This window comes from Azonexus sp. (genome assembly GCF_049652925.1).
Classification (GTDB): domain Bacteria; phylum Pseudomonadota; class Gammaproteobacteria; order Burkholderiales; family Rhodocyclaceae; genus Azonexus.
This window is the reverse complement of record NZ_JBASFI010000017.1, coordinates 102,392-120,410: the sequence shown is the minus strand read 5'-3', so window position 1 is coordinate 120,410 and position 18,019 is coordinate 102,392. Positions and strand designations below refer to the sequence as shown.

The following is an 18,019-nucleotide window of genomic DNA, read 5'->3' as shown; positions in this document are numbered from 1 at the left end:
CCTTCGGGAGAAATAATTTCAGGCCAGCTGCTTTTTGATTGTTTCAAGCAAGGCCGTTGCCGCATCAAAGTTGAAAATGGCGATTTGCTGGTGCAATTGCTCGCATTCTGCCGGGCAAAGACGTTTCAGATCTGTTTTCAGTTGATTGAACAGACGAGTCGCTTCAATGTCTCCCGTGCCCAGCAACTCGGTCAGCGCATCGATTCGTTGCCGTAGCGTATGAGTCGCGGCTTTTTCGTCAATTTCATCCCGGTTTCCCTGGTGGGTGGTTCGTCGGGTGGGATCCGTTGTCGGCAAATATTTTGCCAGCAGGACATAGAGGGCATCGGGATAGACCGGTTTGGCCAGAAAATCGGTCATCCCGGCCTCGATACAGCGTTCCCGGTCTGCGTTGAAGGCATTTGCCGTCAGGGCGATGATGGGGATAGAGGCTCCGTTTGCCAGGGCGCGAATTCGCCGGGTGGCGTCCAGCCCGTTGAGTTCCGGCATCTGGACATCCATCAGGATGAGATCGAAATTTGACTGTTCATAGCGGTCGACCGCAAGCAAACCATTTTCTGCGGTGGCCACTTCAAGGCCTACGCTGGTCAGCAGTTCAGCCGCGATATCTCGGTTGATTCGTTCGTCCTCGACGACCAGAACGCGCCCTTTCAGTTGCCCCTGCTGCCAGTTTTCCGGTGCGCTCTCCGACTCGTCTTCTGCCGCGCCCAAGCGGGCCGTGATCCAGAAACGACTGCCGACACCCTGCGTGCTTTCGACGCCGACTTCGCCACCCATCAGTTCGGCGAGATGGCGGGCAATGGCCAGACCCAGCCCGGTTCCGCCAAAGCGTCGGGTAGTCGAGCTGTCGAGTTGCTCGAAGGCATTGAACAGGCGCACCGTATCTTCCGGGCGGATGCCGATGCCGGTATCGCTGACGCTGAAGCAGCAGGTCATGTTCTTGCCGTCGGTCGCGAACAGTTTGCCGCTGATCGAAATCGAACCGCTTTCCGTGAACTTGATCGCATTGCCAGCGAAATTGAGCAGTACCTGGCGCAGTCGTGTTACGTCGCCGACAGCGCGTTCCGGCAGATTTTCCTTCTCGATTTGCAGATTCAGACCTTTGCTGGCGGCACGGTCGCGAATCATCGCGCCAATGTTTTGCAGCACTTCGGCGGGCGAAAATGCGTGGCTTTCCAGCAGAACTTTGCCAGCCTCGATTTTCGACAAATCCAGAATGTCATTGATGATTTGCAGCAGATGCTCGGCGGCGGCCGAGACCTTGATCAGCTTTTCGAGCTGGTCCGGCTGCAGGGCGCTTTGCCTGAGCAGGTAATTGAGGCCGATGATGGCATTCATCGGCGTGCGGATTTCGTGGCTCATGTTGGCCAGGAATTCGGACTTGGCGCGATTGGCCGAATCGGCCTTTTCCTTGGCCGCGGCGAGTTCGCTGGTGCGCTGATCGACCAGTTTTTCCAGGTGCAGGCGGTGGGCGTGCAGTTCGGCCTCGTTTTGTCGCCTTTCGGTAATGTCTTCCTTGGCGGCGACGTAGTGGGTGACCTGTCCGTTGTTGTCGCGCACCGGCGAAATGGTGGCCAGTTCGAGATAACGCGAACCGTCCTTGCGCTGATTGACGAATTCGCCGCGCCAGACCTTGCCGGACAGCAGCGTCGGCCACATGTCGCGATAGATTTCTGGCGCCGTCTCGCCGGAATGGAGAATGTTCGGGTTCTGGCCAATGGCTTCCTCGGCCGTATAGCCGCTGGCCTGGGTGAATGCTTCGTTGACGAAAACGATCCTGGCATTCAAGTCGGTGATGACGATGCTCGCCGGACTTTGCTCGACAGCGGTGGACAGGCGGCGCAACCCTTCTTCGGCGGTGGCCAGCTTTTGATTCAGCTCGCGCAGATCCATGAGCTGGGACTCCAGTTCGCGCTCGGCGCGCTTGCGCTGGGTGATGTCCATCGTCATGCCGCCGAGTTGCCGCTTGCCGGTCCCGTCGTCGATCACGAACTTGGTCGATTCGTAATCGTGGCCGTTGAAGCTTTCTTCAATGACGAAAGTGCTGCCGTTTTCAAGCACTTTGCGGTCGTCATCGGCGATTTTCTGGCCGAATTCGCCGGGGAACAACTCCTGGCTGGTCTTGCCGATCATGTCGGCAGGGTCGATGCCGAGCAGGGTCTGAAATCCCCGGTTGGCCATCAGCGTTCGCGAGTCGGCATCCTTGACATAGGCTGTTCCCGGGATGTGGTCGATAAAACGCTGAAGTGTCAGCAAGGCGCGCAGGCTTGCCTCTTCTTTTTGCCGAATCTGCTGATCAAGGGCCTCCTGCTGGCGTTGGTGCAGGAAGAGCAGCAACGTAGAGGCAACCGTGACGAGCAGAAAGAGAAGGCCTCTGGTGATCGCTCCGGTTCGCCACGGCGCCAGTATTTCGGCCTGATCACGCGCCACGCCAACCACGAGCGGTGCAGTCATGAGCAAATCCCCGGGCTGCAGGGTGCGCATCGACATCAGGCGCCCGCTACCCAGCGCGAAAGACGCGCCGCTCATCAGGCTGGCCGGCTGGCCGCTGGCCATATGTTGCTGGAAAAGCGATTCCGGAACGTTGACCGAAAGCCCGGGCGGCGCCTTTTGTTGTTCCGGAAGCAGGATCAGCAGTTTGCCCATGCCATGTACGACGGCCAGTGTCGTTTCCGGGCCGGCGTGCATGGAGCGGAGCAACTCGCCAATGCTGTCGCTGTCTATTGTGGCCATGACGATGCCGACGAATTCCCCTTGTGGTCCGGAGACGGTGCGGGCCATCGCCATCGTGTAGGCCCCCTGGGTGGTGATGAAGGGTTCGCTGAGATAGAGAGAGTCGGCTTTTGGGGTCTTTGCTACGGACTGGAAATAGGCGTGTTCGGCGAAATTTTTTCCGAGCAGCTCGCTTTTGTTGCTGGCCTGTATCGTGCCCGCAGCATCAAAAAAGGCCAGAGTGCGGACGCCCGTCAGGGCCTGGGTCAGGGCGGACAGCTCGCGGGTGGTGACCTCCGGCGCATCCTGTCGTGCCAGTTGCAATGGAATGGTTTCGCGCAGGTTGTTGAGTACGACATTCATCGAACGCAGTCGGCGCTCCAGTTCCTCGACGATGATCTGGCTGTAGTTTTCCAGTCGGCTGCTGGCCTCCGTCTCGGTACGGTTGTAGGCCTGGATCTGGTCATAGGCAATTTGCGCGCCGAGCAGCAGCAAGGCCAGCGCCAGGGCCAGCCATTGCAGCACATAGGTGCGCTGCCGCGTCTTGGCTGGCGGATTTCCGCGACCTGGCGACGAGTGTGAGCCGGTCATGCGCCGACCTTCATTCCGGCGGGTGACAAGCTGTATCGGCATGCCTCACTCAAGTCTCGCCCGCTTCGTACTTTGACAGCGTGACGCCGGCGTGGCTGAGCATTTCGCGAATGGCCTTGATGTCCATACGGCTGCAGGTGCTGCTGTTGTGCGGGTGGTGCAGGAAGGCTTCGACCTTGTTGAGCGAGATCTTGAAGCGGGCGCCGTTGGCCGGTTCGATTTCGGCGCCGAGGTGATGCAGCAGCGATTCGATTTCGCGCCAGTGGATGTTGGCCGAGGGCGGGTCCTGGAAGATGCTGCGCATCAGGTGAGCATGCTTGTGACTCATGATGAAGCTCCAAGCGTTGGGAACTACACCATTCTATGCCTGCGCGATCTTGCCGTCAGGCGAAAACGATCTTCAGAAGGGCAAGACAGAGCAATGTGTAGCCGGCCGCAACAAGGTCGTCGGCCATGACGCCGAAGCCGTTTTTGACGTGCTCGTCAAAATAGCGGGCCGGCTGCGGCTTGGTGATGTCGAAAAAGCGGAAAAGCGCGAAGGCAGCCAGTTGCCAGAGAAAAGTTGCCGGCGTCATCATGAGGATGAGCCAGAAGGGAACGATTTCGTCCCAGACGATGCTGCCATGGTCAGGATCGCCGATGGCGCGGCCGGTGACGTCGATGAACCAGATACCGCCGAGGTATGCCACGGTCAACAGGAAAAACAGGCCAAAATCGGAAAAGTGGTGGTGGAAGAGGACAAACATCGCCCACGCGAACAGCGTGCCGAAAGTGCCCGGTGCCTTCGGAGCCAGTCCGCTGCCGCAGCCCAGCGCGAAGAAGTGGGCCGGGTGGGCGAGCAGGAAACGGACGCTAGGTGGTTTGGCCAAAGTGGTCGTATCCCTTCTGGCCGAATTCGACGGGCTTGCCGTCGGGGTCGAGGACGGTGACCTCGCCGGTCGGGCCGGCCACCATCTCGCCGATGTTCCACAGCGGCAGTTCAAGCGTTGCGGCAATCTGCGCGATGGCCAGGCTTTGTGTGCCCGGTGCGGTGAAGCACAGCTCGTAATCGTCGCCGCCGGTCAGCTGGCATGCGAGGGCAATGCGCCGGAGGTCGGCGTCGTAGCTTTCGCCCTTGGGCAAATGCGGTAGCTGGACGAGCTTGACGGCGGCGGCGCAGCCGGAACGTTCGGCGATATGGCCGAGATCGGCGAGCAGGCCGTCGGAAACGTCGATGGCCGAAGAGGCGATGCCGTTCAGGGCGAGGCCGAGGGCGACGCGCGGACGCGGTTTCTCGAGGGCGCCGACGCACAGGCGCGGCCAAGGCTCGGGCAGTTTGACCTTGTTCTGCAGATGGGCGAGGCCGAGGCTGGCCAGACCGGGGCGGCCGGAGACCCAGATCTGGTCGCCAGGCTTGGCGCCGTCGCGGCGGAGCGCCTGGCCGGGTTCGACTTCGCCGATGGCCGTGACGCAGACGTTGAGCGGGCCTTTGGTGGTGTCGCCACCGATGACATCGACGCCGTATTCAGCCGCGCAGGCGAAGAAGCCTTCGGCGAAGGCGGCGATCCACGGCTCGTCGACCGCCGGCAGTGCACCGGCCAGCGTCACCCAGCGCGGCTGGGCGCCCATTGCGGCGAGGTCCGAGATATTGACGGCCAGCGCTTTCCAGCCGAGGTTCTTCGGATTGGTGTCGGGCAGGAAATGCGTGCCGGCGACCAGCATGTCGGTGGTCACTGCCAGTTGCTTGCCGGGCGTCGGTGCGATCAGCGCGCAGTCGTCGCCGGGGCCGAGGACGGCCGACGGGGTGGGTCGGGCGAAATACTTGCTGATCAGGTCAAACTCGCCCGGCATGGCCTTACTTGCCCTGCTTGCGCGCCGCAACCTCGTCGGCGCGAACGACGGCGGCGATCTTGTCGAGCACGCCATTCACGTACTTGTGGCCATCGGTGCCACCGAAGGACTTGGCCAGCTCGATGGACTCGTTGATGATGACGCGGTAGGGGGTTTCGGGATGGTTGTTCATCTCGAAGGCGCCCATCAACAGCACGCAGGCTTCAATCGGCGAGAGTTCGCTGAAGGGACGGTCAAGGTGCGCCGTGACTTGCGAAACCAGTGTCTCGCGCTGGCCGATGACGCCGCGCAGGGTGCCGACGAAGAATTCGCGGTCAGCCTTGGCGAAGCCTTCCTGCTCTGGTGCATAGGCTTCGATGGCGGCCTCGTCGGCACCGCCGACGCGCCACTGGTAGAGGCCCTGCAGAACGAATTCACGGGCGCGGCGACGGGCCGACTTGGGCGGTGCCTTGACGTCGTGCGGATGTTCGCTGTCGCTGAGGAAAGTGGTCATTGGAGCAGGGCTTTCTGAAGGTTGGCCATTTCGACGGCGGCCTGGGCGCAGTCGCTGCCCTTCGGCTGGGTGCGGATTTCGGCTTGTTCGTCGGTGTCGCAGGTCAGGATGCCATTGGCGATTGGGACGCCGGTATCGAGCTGGACTTCCATGATGGCGCGGCAGGAGTCGTTGGAAACGACTTCGAAGTGATAGGTGTCGCCACGGATGACGGCGCCCAGCGCGACCAGCGCGTCGAAGCTGCCGCTTTGCGCCATGGTTTGCAGGACGAGCGGTATTTCCAGCGCGCCGGGGACGTTGGCGATGGTCATGTCGGCATCGGCAACGCCGAGCCGCTTGAGTTCGGTGACGCAGGATGAGAGCAGGGCTTCGCAGACCGGCAGGTTGAAGCGGCTCATGACGATGCCGACCCTGAGGCCGGCGCCGTCGAGGTTGTTGTCGTATTCAAAGATGTTGTCGAAACGGGACATCGTTTATAGCTCCGCAGGTGTCGTGACGAAACCGGTGACTTCTAGGCCAAAGCCGGTCATGGAGGGCATCTTGCGCGGGCTGGAGAGCAGGCGCATCTTGGAAACGCCGACATCGCGGAGGATCTGGGCGCCGATGCCGTAGGTGCGTGGATCCCACTTCTGCGGGGCGCTGGGGGCGGTGCCGGTCAGGCGCGAGAGGATGGCTTCGCCATCTTCCGGGCGATGCATGAGAACTATGACGCCGTGGCCGAACTTGGCCATCGCCGACTGGGCTTCCTCGATCGAGAATGACTGGCGCTTGCTCGACGGGTCGAGGAAGTCGAGAACCGACAGCGGCTCATGCACGCGAACCAGCGTTTCGTCGCCGGCCGGGATACTGCCCTTGACCAGCGCCAGGTGGGTCGCTCCGCTCGCCTGATCGACATAGGCGTGCATCGTGAAATCGCCGTGGGCGGTGCTGATCGTCTTGCTGGTGACGCGCTTGACCAGCGTTTCGGAGGCGGCGCGGTAGTGAATGAGGTCGGCGATGGTGCCGATCTTCAGCCCGTGTTCCTTGGCGAATTCCATTAGCTCCGGCAGGCGGGCCATGGTGCCGTCGTCGTTCATGATTTCGCAGATCACCGAGGACGGCTCAAGACCGGCCATGCCGGCCAGATCGCAGCCGGCTTCGGTGTGCCCGGCGCGGACCAGCACGCCGCCTTCGCGGGCGGTGATCGGGAAGACGTGGCCGGGTTGGACGATGTCGTCGATGGTCGTGTTCTTGGCGACGGCGACCTGGATGGTGCGCGCCCGGTCGGCGGCGGAAATGCCGGTGGTGACCCCTTCGGCGGCTTCGATGGAGACGGTGAAGGCAGTGCCGTACTGGGTCTTGTTGTTCTTGGCCATCTGGGCCAGACCGAGCTTCTTGCAGCGGGCTTCGGTCAGCGTCAGGCAGATCAGGCCACGGCCGAATCTGGCCATGAAATTGATCGCCTCGGGCGTGATGTGTTCGGCGGCCATGACGAGGTCGCCCTCGTTTTCGCGGTCTTCTTCATCGACCAGGATGACCATGCGACCGGCCTTGAGTTCGGCGACGATCTCGGCGGTGCTGGCGATGGCGGGATGGGGTGGCATTGGGGTTCCGGGAACAGCAAAAGGGGGGTGCTATTTTCGCAGAAACAGGGGATCAGCACATGACTTTAGTGCCTTGATCCCGCGCCGACATTCAGGGCAGATAGGCTTCGACCTGGACGCGCAGGCGGACTTCGTCGCCGATGAAAGGCAGGCCGTTGTTCAGGCCGAATTCGGAGCGGCGCAGCACGCCGATGGCGTCGGCGCCGCAGCCGCGCTTGCGGCTGGCCAGATTGAGGCCGCATTTGAAGCGGCTGACCTCAAGGCGCATCGGGCGGATTTCGCCGAGCATGACGAGGACGCCATCGACGGCGCTCAACTTTTCGTCGGTGAAAATCAGTTTCTGGCTGCGAAAGAAAATGTAGGGAAAGTCCTTGGCCTTGAACCAGTCGTCGCCGCGCAGCACGTCGTCGCGCAATTCAAAGCCGGTGTCGAGCGAGGCGGTTTCAATGATGATGTCGATGCGGCCGGTTTTCGTCTCGGCGTCGAATTCGACGATGCCGCTGCTCCGGTTGAACTGGCCGCGCTGCGTTGAGAAGCCGAGATGGTCGATTTCGAAGCTGGCGTAGGTGTGCGACGGGTCGATGGTGTATTCGGCGGCGTCGGCCAGGGGCAGGCAGGCGGCAAAAAGGAGGGTGGGGAGGATTCTCACGGTCAACCGGAAAAAAAGGCCAAAAATGAAATGGCGACGCCGGTCTGACCGCGGCGGTGCTGGGCCGTTCCCGCGATTTCGCGGTAGCATCGCTGCCCATGCGGCATGCCCTCCTTTTCTCCGTCTTCGTCATCGCCTCCTGCGGGCTGGCCTACGAGCTGATCGCCGGCGCGCTGTCGTCCTACCTGCTCGGCGATTCGGTCACGCAGTTTTCGACGGTGATCGGCACCTATCTGTTCGCCATGGGCGCCGGGTCTTGGCTGTCGAAATACATCACGCGCGACCTGATCGGGCGCTTCATCCAGATCGAACTCATGGTCGGGCTGCTCGGTGGCTTTTCGGCCATCGGGCTGTTTCTCGTCTTCACCTGGCTGGCCGGGCCGTTCAAACTCGTGCTCTACCTCGCGGTGTTCGGCGTCGGCGTCCTCGTCGGGCTGGAGATTCCGCTAGTCATGCGCATCCTGAAGCGCGAACTGGCCTTCAAGGATCTCGTGTCGCAAGTGCTCACTTTCGATTATCTCGGCGCGCTGGCGGTATCCATCCTCTTTCCGCTTGTGCTGGCGCCACAGATCGGCATGGTCCGTACCGGCCTGTTGTTTGGTGTGCTCAACGTCGCCGTGGCGCTCTGGGCGCTGCATCTATTCCGCGATCAACTGCCGTCACGGCGTTGGCTGGCTGTGCAAAGCTGGACGGTCTTCGGCCTGCTCGCCGCCGGTTTTGCCGGAGCCGGGCAACTGACGACCATCGCCGAAACCCACCTCTACGCCGACGACATCATCCACGCCGAAACGACGCCCTACCAGCGTCTCGTCGTCACCCGCTGGCGCGACGATCTGCGCCTGTTCATCAATAACAACCTGCAGTTTTCATCGCACGACGAATACCGTTACCACGAGGCGCTGGTTCATCCGGGTCTGGCCAGCCTGCCGGGGGCGAAGCGGGTTTTGGTGCTCGGCGGTGGTGATGGCCTGGCGGTGCGTGAAATCCTCAAGTATCCGAACGTCGAGGCGGTGACGCTGGTCGATCTCGACCCGGCGATGACCGATCTGTTCTCAAAAGCCCCGGCCCTCGTCGCGCTCAACGAAGGGGCGCTGAGTTCGCCCAAGGTCACCGTGGTCAACGCCGACGCCCTGCAGTGGCTGGAGGAAAGCCGTGAGTATTTCGACTTCGTCGTCATCGATTTCCCCGATCCGGCCAATTACGCGCTCGGCAAGCTCTACACCTCGGCCTTCTACCGCCTGCTCGAAAAACGCCTTTCGGCGCGTGGCCTGATCGTCGTCCAATCGACTTCGCCGCTTTACGCCCGGCAATCCTACTGGTGCGTCGTGACGACGCTGGAAAGCGTCGGTTTCAAGACGGCGCCGTATCACGCGTTGGTCCCGTCCTTCGGCGAATGGGGCTACATCATCGCCGGGCGGCAGGAATTCACCATTCCCACGGTCGACCGGAAAAAAACGCGTTTTTTGACGTCCGAAATCCTGCCCGGCCTGTTCGAATTCCCGGCCGACATGGCGCGCCTGCCGGCCGAGGTCAATCAGTTGAACAATCAGGTATTGGTGCGCACCTTCGAAGAAGAGTGGCGCAAGGTCATTCGCTAGCTGGCGTGCGTTGCCTGATGTGCCTTGAGGTAGGCCACGGTGTCGTCGAACGGCATCGGCCGGCTGAACAGATAGCCTTGCAGTATGTCGCAGCCCAGCCCGGCCAGAAAGTCACGCTGTGCTTCGGTTTCGACGCCCTCGGCGACCAGTTCGAGGCCCAGGCTGTGGCCAAGGGCTATCGTCGCGGTACAGATCGCGGCGTCATTGACGTCGGTCTCGATGTCAGTGACGAAGGAGCGGTCGAGCTTGAGGCGCTTGATCGGCAGATGCTTGAGGTAGGCCAGCGAGGAGTAGCCCGTGCCGAAATCATCGATGGCCAGCACGATGCCCATGGCGGCCAGCTGGTCGAGGATGGACAGCGTCATTTCCGGGTTTTCCATGGCCGTGCTCTCGGTGACTTCGAGCTCGATATCCTCGGGCAGCAGGTCATAGCAGGCGAGTGCGCCACGAACGAGAAGCAACAGGTTTTCATGGCGCAACTGCTGGGCCGAAATGTTGATGGCGACGCGGATGCCGGCAATACCTTGCTGCTTCATGACGCGGATCAGCCGGCAGGTTTCCCAGATCACCCAGTCGCCGAGCGGCTGGATCAAGCCGGTTTCTTCGGCGATGCAGATGAAACGCATCGGTGAAACCTGTCCGAATTTCGGATTGTTCCAGCGCAGCAAGGCCTCGACGCCAAGGACCCGACCGCTGATCGTTTCGATCTGCGGCTGGAAGTTCAGCGAAAACTCGCTGCTTGCCGGCGAAATGGCGGCAATGGCCTGGCGCAACTCGTTTTCCATCGCCAGGCGTTCGCCCGCCGCCTCGTTCATCCGGGCGGTGTAGAACTGGTGATTGTTCCGACCGGCACTTTTCGCGTGGTACATCGCCGTGTCGGCGTTGCGCAACAGCGTTCCGGGATCGTTGCCGTCGATCGGATAGAGGCTGATGCCGATGCTCGGCGTGGCGTACAGCACGTGGTCGGCGATCCGGTAACTGTCGGCCAGGTTGCTTTGAATCTTGCTGGCGACACGGGCGGCGGTTAGTGGTGATTCGATGTCAGGCAGGACGACGACGAATTCGTCGCCGCCGATGCGTGCCACGAGATCGCTGGCGCGCACGCATTCACGCAGGCGCAAGGCGACATTCTGCAGCAACTGGTCGCCAACTTGATGGCCCAGCGTATCGTTGATGTTCTTGAAATTGTCGAGGTCGATCAGCATCAGCGCCAGCTGATGATTCTCCCGCTGGCAACTGCGTAGCGACTGCGCCAGCTGTGATTCAAAGGCGAGCCGGTTGGGCAGATTGGTCAGCGGGTCGTGATAGGCCAGGTAGGCCAGGCGGTCGGCGACCTCATGATTGGCCTCAATGTCGCTGAAATTGGCGACATAGTTCCGGATGCTGCCGTCGGTGTTACGCAGTACCGAAATTTTCAGTGCACGCGGATAGTTGGCACCATCCTTCTGCTTGTTCCAGATCTCGCCCTCCCAGTAGTCCTGGGTGCCCAGCGCCTGCCACATGGCTGCATAAAATTCGGGAGTAGCCCGGCCGGAAGACAGAATCCGCGGATTCTGTCCAATCAGATCTTCCGACGAATAGCCGCTCAACCGGCACAGGGCGCTGTTCACCGCAACAATCAGATTCTGGCCGTCCGTCACCAGCATGCCTTCATTGCTCTGCTCGAAGGCACACAGAAAGACCTTTTCGGACAGGAGATCCTTGTCCGGCGGGGGCTGAGTGCTGGCTGCTGCGGTAGCGCGCGTCATAGAGTCATTCAGACTGTATATGAGATTATTCTAATCTTCTCGTCAGACGTTAAACAGGAAATTCAGTACATCGCCATCCTTGACGACGTATTCCTTGCCTTCCGCCCGCATCTTGCCCGCCTCCTTGGCGCCGGCCTCACCCTTGTAGGCGATGAAGTCGTCGAAGGCGATGGTCTGGGCCCGGATGAAACCGCGTTCGAAGTCGGTGTGGATGACGCCGGCCGCCTGCGGCGCGGTGTCGCCCTGGTGGATGGTCCAGGCGCGCACTTCCTTGACGCCGGCAGTGAAGTAGGTGGCCAGGCCAAGCAGCTTGTAGCCGGCGTGGATCAGGCGGTCGAGGCCCGGTTCTTCGAGGCCGAGGTCGGCCAGGAACATCTGCTTTTCTTCTTCGTCGAGATCGGCAATTTCAGATTCGATGGCGGCGCAGACAGAGACGACTTCGGCCTTCTCGGTCGCGGCGTGGGCGCGTACGGCGTCGAGCAGCGGATTGTTTTCGAAGCCGTTTTCGGCAACGTTGGCCACATAAAGCACCGGCTTGGCGGTGATCAGGCAGAACGGTTTCAACAGCGCCAGCTCTTCCTTGGAGAAATCGAGGGCGCGCACACCCTTGGCCTGGTCAAGCTGGGCGAAGCAGCGTTCCAGCACGGCAACCAGAATCTTGGCTTCCTTGTCGCCGGAACTGGCCGGGCGGCGGTAACGATTGAGCGCTTTTTCAACGGAGGCCATGTCGGCCAGCGCCAGTTCGGTATCGATGACCTCGATATCGCGCAGCGGATCGACGCCGCCGGACACGTGGATCACGTTGTCGTCGGCAAAGCAGCGCACGACGTGCACGATGGCATCGGTTTCGCGGATGTTGGCTAGAAACTGGTTGCCCAGGCCTTCACCCTTGGAGGCGCCCGCAACCAGACCGGCGATATCGACGAATTCGACGATGGCTGGTTGCATGCGTTGCGGCTTGACGATCTCGGCGAGCTGAGCCATGCGTTTGTCCGGAACTTCGACGATGCCGACATTCGGCTCGATGGTGCAGAACGGGTAGTTTTCCGCCGCGATGCCCGACTTGGTCAGGGCGTTGAAGAGGGTGGATTTGCCGACGTTGGGCAGGCCGACGATGCCGCATTTGAGAGACATGGGTTTTTTCCTAGGGTTTTGCCAACTAAACGGCTTTGCCGTGCAACTGTTGTTGAGCGCCGGCAAAGTCTCCGGCGGCGAGTTTGGGCCAGGCCAGCAGACAGCGGGCGAGGGCGTGTTCAATATCCGGCAGCTCTTCCTTGCGTGGCTGGTGCAGGACGAAATCAACCACCTCCTGCGACAAACCAAGGGTGCGCGGGTGGCCGATGCCGAGGCGCAGGCGCCAGAAATCGGGCGTGCCGAGTTTGGCCTGAATATCCTTCAGACCGTTGTGCCCGCCGTTGCCGCCGCCCTGCTTGAGGCGGATGCCGCCGGGCGGCAGGTCGAGTTCGTCGTGGATGACGAGAATCTCTTCCGGGGGGATCTTGTAGAAATTGGCCAGCGCTGCGACCGACTGACCGGAACGGTTCATGAAGGTGCTCGGCTGCAGCAGCCAGGTTTCGCCGATGCGCGCCGCCTTGCCGTAGAACTTGGCTTGCGGGGCGAGCGTAGTCTTCAGCTTGTCGGCCAGATGGTCGACAAACCAGAAGCCGACATTGTGTCGGGTCGCTTCGTATTCCGGGCCGGGGTTGCCGAGGCCGACGATCAGGCGAGGTGGGTTCATGGGCTATAAGTGCGAAAAAGCCGCCGGCGGCATGATGCCAGCGGCGGCCATTACTGCAGGATGCCGGAAATTACTCGGCAGCAGCTTCGCCTTCAGCGGCTTCAGCAGCGCCAACCTTGCCGGCAACGATACCGACGACGACGTCGTCAGTAGCATGGGCAACCAGCTTGACGCCGTTCGGCAGCTTGAGCTGGGAGAGGTGGATGCTGTCGCCGACATTCAGGGCGGACAGGTCGACTTCGACGAATTCCGGAAGATCCTTGGCCAGGCAATGCACGTCGACTTCGGTGATGACATGGTTGACCAAGCCGCCGTTGAGCTTGACGCCCGGGCCAACTTCTTCGTTGGTGAAGTGCAGTGGCACCTTGATGTGCAGTTCGTGCGTGGCATCAACGCGCTGGAAGTCGATGTGCAGAACCAGCGGACGGTAGGCGTGCATCTGGTAATCGCGCAGCAGAACCTGCTCTTTTTTGCCATCAACGACGAGGTTGATGACGGAAGAATGGAAAGCTTCCTTCTTCAGCTTGAGCAGCAGGTCGTTATGGACGACTTCGATGGCTTGCGGGGCGGCTTCGCCACCGTAAACAATACCCGGGACGGTGCCAGCGCGACGCAGGCGGCGGCTCGCACCCGTTCCCTGCAGCGTACGCGCTTGGGCGATAAGTTCAAATTGCATGGTGATACTCCAATAGTTTTCCCGGTCCGCGACCAGAACGGGAAGGTTAAAAAAACTTAATCGATGAACAGCGACGAGACGGAGTCGTCGTTGCTGATCCGGCGAATGGTTTCGGCCATGATTTCGGCCACGGAAAGCTGGCGGATGCGCGGGCAGGCAGCGGCATCGTCGCGCAACGGAATAGTATCGGTGACGACCAGGGCGTCGAGGTCGGAGTCATTGACCCGCTCGATCGCCGGGCCGGACAGCACCGGGTGGGTACAGTAGGCAACGACCTTCTTGGCGCCATTGGCCTTGAGCGCGGTGGCCGCCTTGCACAAGGTACCGGCGGTGTCGACCATGTCGTCCATGATGATGCAGGTACGGCCGTCGACTTCACCGATGATGTTCATCACTTCGGAGACGTTGGCCTTCGGGCGGCGCTTGTCGATGATCGCCAGATCGCATTCGAGGCGCTTGGCCAGCGAGCGGGCACGGACGACGCCGCCGTGGTCGGGGGAAACGACCAGTGGATTTTCATAATGCTGCTTGCGGATATCGTCGAGCAGGATGGGCAGGGCGTAGATGTTGTCGACCGGGATGTCGAAGAAACCCTGAATCTGTTCAGCGTGCAGGTCCATGGTCAGCACGCGATCGACGCCGGAGGCGACGAGCATATTGGCGACCAGCTTGGCGGCGATGGGCACGCGCGAGGAGCGCGAACGGCGGTCCTGGCGGGCGTAGCCGAAGTACGGGATGGTGGCGGTGATGCGGCCGGCTGAAGCTCGCTTGAGCGAGTCAACGATGACCAGCAGTTCCATCAGGTTGTCGTTGCACGGAGCGCAGGTGGATTGCAGCACGAAGATGTCGCGACCGCGAACATGTTCCTGCAACTCGACGCTGACTTCGCCGTCGGAGAAGCGTCCGACATTGGCGCGGCCAAGGTCGACGTTGAGTTCGTTGGCGACGGCAGCGGCCAGTTTTGGATTGGCGTTGCCAGTGAAGACCATCAAGCTGTTGTAGGCCATTCCCACATTCCTCCGGACCTTCTGCATGCTTACGTGCATTTGCCCGCCACAATGAAAATCGGGCAGGCTTGTGACCTGCCCGAAGGAAATTTGGCTGGGGAAGAAGGATTCGAACCTTCGAATGCCGGAATCAAAATCCGGTGCCTTGACCAACTTGGCGACTCCCCAGCGGGTTGCTCGAACGGGTTCGCGTCCGAGCGAGGCGCGAATAATACAGTAGCTCTTTCGGGAAATCCAGCCCCTCAGCGAATTTTTGCCAGCGGGTGTTCGCTCAGGCCATCGGCAATCCAGCCCTGCATGCCGGCCGGAAGGCTGGCGAGAAGGGCTTCGGCCTCGCTGCGTCGGGGGAATCCGGCGAAAACGCAGGCCCCGGAGCCGGTCATCATGGCCAAGGGGGTGCGACTTTTGAGCCAGGCGAGATGTTCGGCGACGGCCGGGAATTTGGCGCTGGCGACCGCTTCGAGATCGTTGTGGCCTTGCCCGTGTTGCCAGTCTGTCGGGCGAATGGCCGCGGTGTCGCGCTTGAGTTCGGGGGCGCCGAAAATCGCCGCGGTTGGCACGTGGACCGTGGGATGCAGGACCAGGTAGCTTTCCGCCGGCAGGACAACATCGGTGAAGGCTTCGCCAACCCCTTCGGCAAAGGTGTTCTGGCCATGGACGAAGACCGGGACGTCGGCGCCTAGCGTGAGGCCGATCTTTTCCAGTTCGGGGCGGCTGAGGCCGGTCTGCCACAGGTGGTTGAGGGCGAGCAGCACGGTGGCGGCATCGGACGAGCCGCCACCCAGGCCGCCACCCATCGGCAACAGCTTGTCGAGATGGATGGTCGCGCCTTGCCGGCAAGCCGTTGCTTCCTGCAGCAGGCGGGCGGCGCGGACGGTCAGGTCGCTGTCCGCCGGGACGCCGGGAATGGGCGTGGCGAGAACGATTTGACCATCGTCGCGCGGGGCGAAACGCAACGTGTCGGCGCGGTCGATAAAGCGGAAGACGGTTTGCAGCAGGTGGTAGCCGTCGGCCCGCCGGCCGACGACGTGCAGGAACAGATTGAGCTTGGCCGGGGCGGGCCAGGCGCTGCCCCAGGTCCAGGCGCTCACGGTGCGTCCTTCCATTCCTCGATGCGCAGGCGCAGCTCGATTTCACCACTGCGCGACAGGGTCAGGCGGCTGGGCAGGGCGCTTGGGCTGTCGTCTTCGAAGGTGTAGTCGACTTGCCAGCCGTCTTCGCTCAGCCGGATGGGGCGACCCTGGGCGTCTGTCTCGATGCGGGCATTTCCGCCGGATCGGCCGAGCAGCCAGGCGGGCATGCGACTGACCGGCAGGCGCTGGCCGGTGACATCTTCGATCAGGGCGTCAGGGTCCGTCGATTCGCGCGTTTTGCCTTCGGCCGTGCGCAGGCGGGAAATATCCGGTGTTGTTTCGATTTCGGCCAGTCCGTAGCCGAGCGGGCTGGCGAGCAGCACGCGGTCGTTGCGGTTCTGATGCGTCCAGGTCAGGCGGCCGCCGGAATTCTGCACGGCCTGGCCGGGCAGCGTGACGCGTAGCGCGAAGCGACCTTCCAGTGTGAAGTCGCGGATGTTGTCGCGGGCGGCCAGTCGCGCTGGCGGCGTGCTGGCGCAGGCGGTCAGCAGGCTGGCCGCGAGCAGCAGGGTGAAGCGCAATTTCAAGGCAGGAGTTTCTTGATGATGCCGGTCAAGACCTCGTTGTCCGGATGCGCCTTGAGGGCATCATTGAGGATGCGGCGGGCGTCGTCCTTGCGATTCATTGTCCACAACACTTCGCCGAGATGCGCGGCGATTTCCGGATCGGCCTTGATGCGATAGGCGTTTTCCAGTGTCTTCAACGAGTCCGCCAACTTGCCCTGGCGGTAGAGCACCCAGCCCATGCTGTCCATGATGAAGGGGTCTTCTGGCGTCAGGCTGAGCGCTTTGGCAATCAGGTCGAAGGCTTCCGGTAGCCGGGTGTTGCGTTCGGCCAGCGAGTAGCCGAGCGCGTTCAGGGCGTGGGCATGGTCCGGTTTGATGCTGAGCAGGCGCTTGAGGTGGATTTCAAGGATTTCCGGCTTGCCGATGCGCTCAGCGGTCAGGGCTGCTTCGTAGAGCAGTTCGGGGTTGTCCGGCTGGGCCGTCAGCGCAAGGTCAAGAACGATGTAGGCGTCGTTGTGGCGGCCGGCTTCGCGCAGAATCTGGGATTCGGCGAGGATTAGCTGGGTCCGTTCGTCCGCCGTGCCGCCGCGTGTGTTGTGCAGCAGTTCGCGGGCTTCACCGGTCTTGCCTTGTTGCAGGAGGATTTGGGCCAGCCGGGAGCGGGCTGCGATGTATTGCTGGCCGGTGGTGACCTGACGGTAATGCTCGGCGGCTGCTTCCGGTTTCTTTTGTTCCTGGTCGAGTTGGCCGAGGAAGAAGTGGATGGTGCTCTTGTCGGCGAAATCGGTGGTCAGCAGATGTTCGAGCTGGCTGCGTCCGGTCGTCATGTCGCCTTGTTGCAGGGCGAGCATGGCCACCGGATAGATGACGTCCGGGTTGTCCGGGTTGTCCTTGATCAGGCGGTCGAAATGACGACGTGCCTCGTCGTAGCGTTTTTCGGTAATGAGCAGGCGGGCCAGCGCCAGACGGGCGTCGCGGGCGTTCGGGTTGGCGCCGACGAAAGTGCTCAGGCTGTCGATGGCGGTCTGGGCCGATAGCCGGGTCTGCAGCTGGGCACGGGCCAGGGCGGCGCTTTCCCAGTCGGGGCGAAGCTGCAGGGCCTTCTCGGTTTCGTTGAGAGCGCGCAGGTTGTCGTTGGCGTTGGCGGCGGCCTGGGCCATCGCGAAATGGGCTTCGGGCAAGTCGTCGTACGGCGCGGCAACACGGTCGACCAGGGACTGGACGGCTTTCTTGTCCTCGTGCCGGGCGAGCATGCGGTTGAGGTGCATCAGGTTGTTGCCGAGATTGGCCTTGTCCTGTTCGAGCAGGGTGACCAGTTGCGGCGCGAGTTCGTCGAGGCGGTTGGAGAGAATCAACAGCGTGGACTGGGATTGCCTGGCTTTGGCGGAATCGGGTTCAACTTCCAGCCATAATCTGGAAAGTTCGAGAGCTCGGTCGAACTGACGGGCGAAGCCGGCAACTTCGGTGGCCCGGGCGACGACTTTCGGGTCACGGGTGCGTTGGGCAAGATCGGTCCATGCGTCAGAGCCGAGCTTTGTATCGCCACGCTGCAAGGCGAATTCGCCAACCAGTGCCTGGAAGACGGTGCGGGCGAGCTGGTCTTCGGACGCGGCCTGGGTGTTTACACGCTTGCCCTCTGGTTTGGCAGTGGCTTCGCCAGCGGCCAGGCTGTATCCGCCATGGGTCAGACCCAGGGCGAGGGAGAGGGCGGCAGCGATTCGCTTCAGTTGCATGGACGGCTTTCGATCGAGGTTT

17 protein-coding genes and 1 tRNA gene are annotated in these 18,019 nt (G+C 61.8%); 1 reads left to right on the top strand and 17 read right to left on the bottom strand.

Annotated features, from left to right (window positions below; translation table 11 throughout):
• Positions 1-18: 18 nt before the first annotated feature.
• The 8 genes from WBK19_RS08885 to WBK19_RS08850 form a co-directional block, all read right to left on the bottom strand.
• Positions 19-3,345: a PAS domain S-box protein gene (locus tag WBK19_RS08885; RefSeq protein ID WP_511288897.1), complete on the bottom strand. Its 3,327-nt coding sequence runs from the start codon at positions 3,343-3,345 to the stop codon at positions 19-21.
• Between the two features lie 7 nt (positions 3,346-3,352).
• Positions 3,353-3,631 carry a type II toxin-antitoxin system HicA family toxin gene (locus WBK19_RS08880; RefSeq protein WP_511288895.1) on the bottom strand — a complete coding sequence of 93 codons (279 nt, stop codon included), beginning with the start codon at positions 3,629-3,631 and terminating at the stop codon, positions 3,353-3,355.
• 55 nt (positions 3,632-3,686) lie between these two features.
• Positions 3,687-4,172 (bottom strand): phosphatidylglycerophosphatase A family protein, encoded by a 486-nt coding sequence (locus WBK19_RS08875; RefSeq protein WP_511288893.1) that lies wholly within the window; start codon positions 4,170-4,172, stop codon positions 3,687-3,689.
• Positions 4,156-5,133 (bottom strand): thiamine-phosphate kinase, encoded by a 978-nt coding sequence (gene thiL, locus WBK19_RS08870; protein ID WP_511288891.1) that lies wholly within the window; start codon positions 5,131-5,133, stop codon positions 4,156-4,158. The genes WBK19_RS08875 and thiL overlap by 17 nt, the downstream gene beginning before the upstream one ends.
• Positions 5,134-5,137: 4 nt before the next feature.
• Complete coding sequence (gene nusB, locus WBK19_RS08865) at positions 5,138-5,626, bottom strand: transcription antitermination factor NusB (RefSeq protein WP_511288889.1); 489 nt, start codon at positions 5,624-5,626, stop codon at positions 5,138-5,140.
• Positions 5,623-6,096, bottom strand: coding sequence for a 6,7-dimethyl-8-ribityllumazine synthase (ribH, locus tag WBK19_RS08860; RefSeq protein WP_511288887.1), 474 nt, complete (start codon positions 6,094-6,096; stop codon positions 5,623-5,625). Before ribH ends, nusB begins: the two co-directional genes overlap by 4 nt.
• Before the next feature lie 3 nt (positions 6,097-6,099).
• Positions 6,100-7,209, bottom strand: a complete 1,110-nt coding sequence (gene ribBA / locus WBK19_RS08855) for a bifunctional 3,4-dihydroxy-2-butanone-4-phosphate synthase/GTP cyclohydrolase II (protein ID WP_511288885.1) — start codon at positions 7,207-7,209, stop codon at positions 6,100-6,102.
• Positions 7,210-7,300: 91 nt separating this feature from the next.
• Positions 7,301-7,858, bottom strand: a complete 558-nt coding sequence (locus tag WBK19_RS08850) for a YceI family protein (RefSeq protein WP_511288883.1) — start codon at positions 7,856-7,858, stop codon at positions 7,301-7,303.
• Between the two features lie 98 nt (positions 7,859-7,956).
• Here WBK19_RS08850 and WBK19_RS08845 point away from each other — a divergent pair, with 98 nt between their 5' ends.
• Positions 7,957-9,456, top strand: a complete 1,500-nt coding sequence (locus WBK19_RS08845; protein ID WP_511288881.1) for a polyamine aminopropyltransferase — start codon at positions 7,957-7,959, stop codon at positions 9,454-9,456.
• Here WBK19_RS08845 and WBK19_RS08840 read toward each other — a convergent pair.
• From WBK19_RS08840 to WBK19_RS08800, 9 genes are all read right to left on the bottom strand, one after another.
• Positions 9,453-11,204 (bottom strand): putative bifunctional diguanylate cyclase/phosphodiesterase, encoded by a 1,752-nt coding sequence (locus WBK19_RS08840; protein ID WP_511288879.1) that lies wholly within the window; start codon positions 11,202-11,204, stop codon positions 9,453-9,455. The genes WBK19_RS08845 and WBK19_RS08840 overlap by 4 nt on opposite strands.
• A 42-nt stretch (positions 11,205-11,246) precedes the next feature.
• A complete protein-coding gene (gene ychF / locus WBK19_RS08835) occupies positions 11,247-12,338 on the bottom strand; it encodes a redox-regulated ATPase YchF (RefSeq protein WP_511288877.1) in 1,092 nt (363 codons plus the stop codon).
• A 25-nt stretch (positions 12,339-12,363) separates the two neighbouring features.
• Positions 12,364-12,942: an aminoacyl-tRNA hydrolase gene (pth, locus tag WBK19_RS08830; RefSeq protein ID WP_511288876.1), complete on the bottom strand. Its 579-nt coding sequence runs from the start codon at positions 12,940-12,942 to the stop codon at positions 12,364-12,366.
• Positions 12,943-13,012: 70 nt separating this feature from the next.
• Positions 13,013-13,618, bottom strand: a complete 606-nt coding sequence (locus tag WBK19_RS08825) for a 50S ribosomal protein L25/general stress protein Ctc (protein ID WP_511288874.1) — start codon at positions 13,616-13,618, stop codon at positions 13,013-13,015.
• Between the two features lie 56 nt (positions 13,619-13,674).
• Positions 13,675-14,625, bottom strand: coding sequence for a ribose-phosphate pyrophosphokinase (locus WBK19_RS08820; RefSeq protein ID WP_494646892.1), 951 nt, complete (start codon positions 14,623-14,625; stop codon positions 13,675-13,677).
• Positions 14,626-14,716: 91 nt separating this feature from the next.
• Positions 14,717-14,793 (bottom strand) — tRNA-Gln (locus WBK19_RS08815).
• Positions 14,794-14,867: 74 nt separating this feature from the next.
• The gene (ispE, locus tag WBK19_RS08810; protein ID WP_511288872.1) at positions 14,868-15,716 is read right to left on the bottom strand and encodes a 4-(cytidine 5'-diphospho)-2-C-methyl-D-erythritol kinase; all 849 of its coding nucleotides are present in this window, start codon (positions 15,714-15,716) and stop codon (positions 14,868-14,870) included.
• On the bottom strand, positions 15,713-16,285 hold the full coding sequence (gene lolB / locus WBK19_RS08805) for a lipoprotein insertase outer membrane protein LolB (protein ID WP_511288870.1): 573 nt from the start codon (positions 16,283-16,285) through the stop codon (positions 15,713-15,715). Before lolB ends, ispE begins: the two co-directional genes overlap by 4 nt.
• Positions 16,282-17,997 carry a tetratricopeptide repeat protein gene (locus WBK19_RS08800; RefSeq protein WP_511288868.1) on the bottom strand — a complete coding sequence of 572 codons (1,716 nt, stop codon included), beginning with the start codon at positions 17,995-17,997 and terminating at the stop codon, positions 16,282-16,284. The genes lolB and WBK19_RS08800 overlap by 4 nt, the downstream gene beginning before the upstream one ends.
• Between the last annotated feature and the right edge of the window lie 22 nt (positions 17,998-18,019).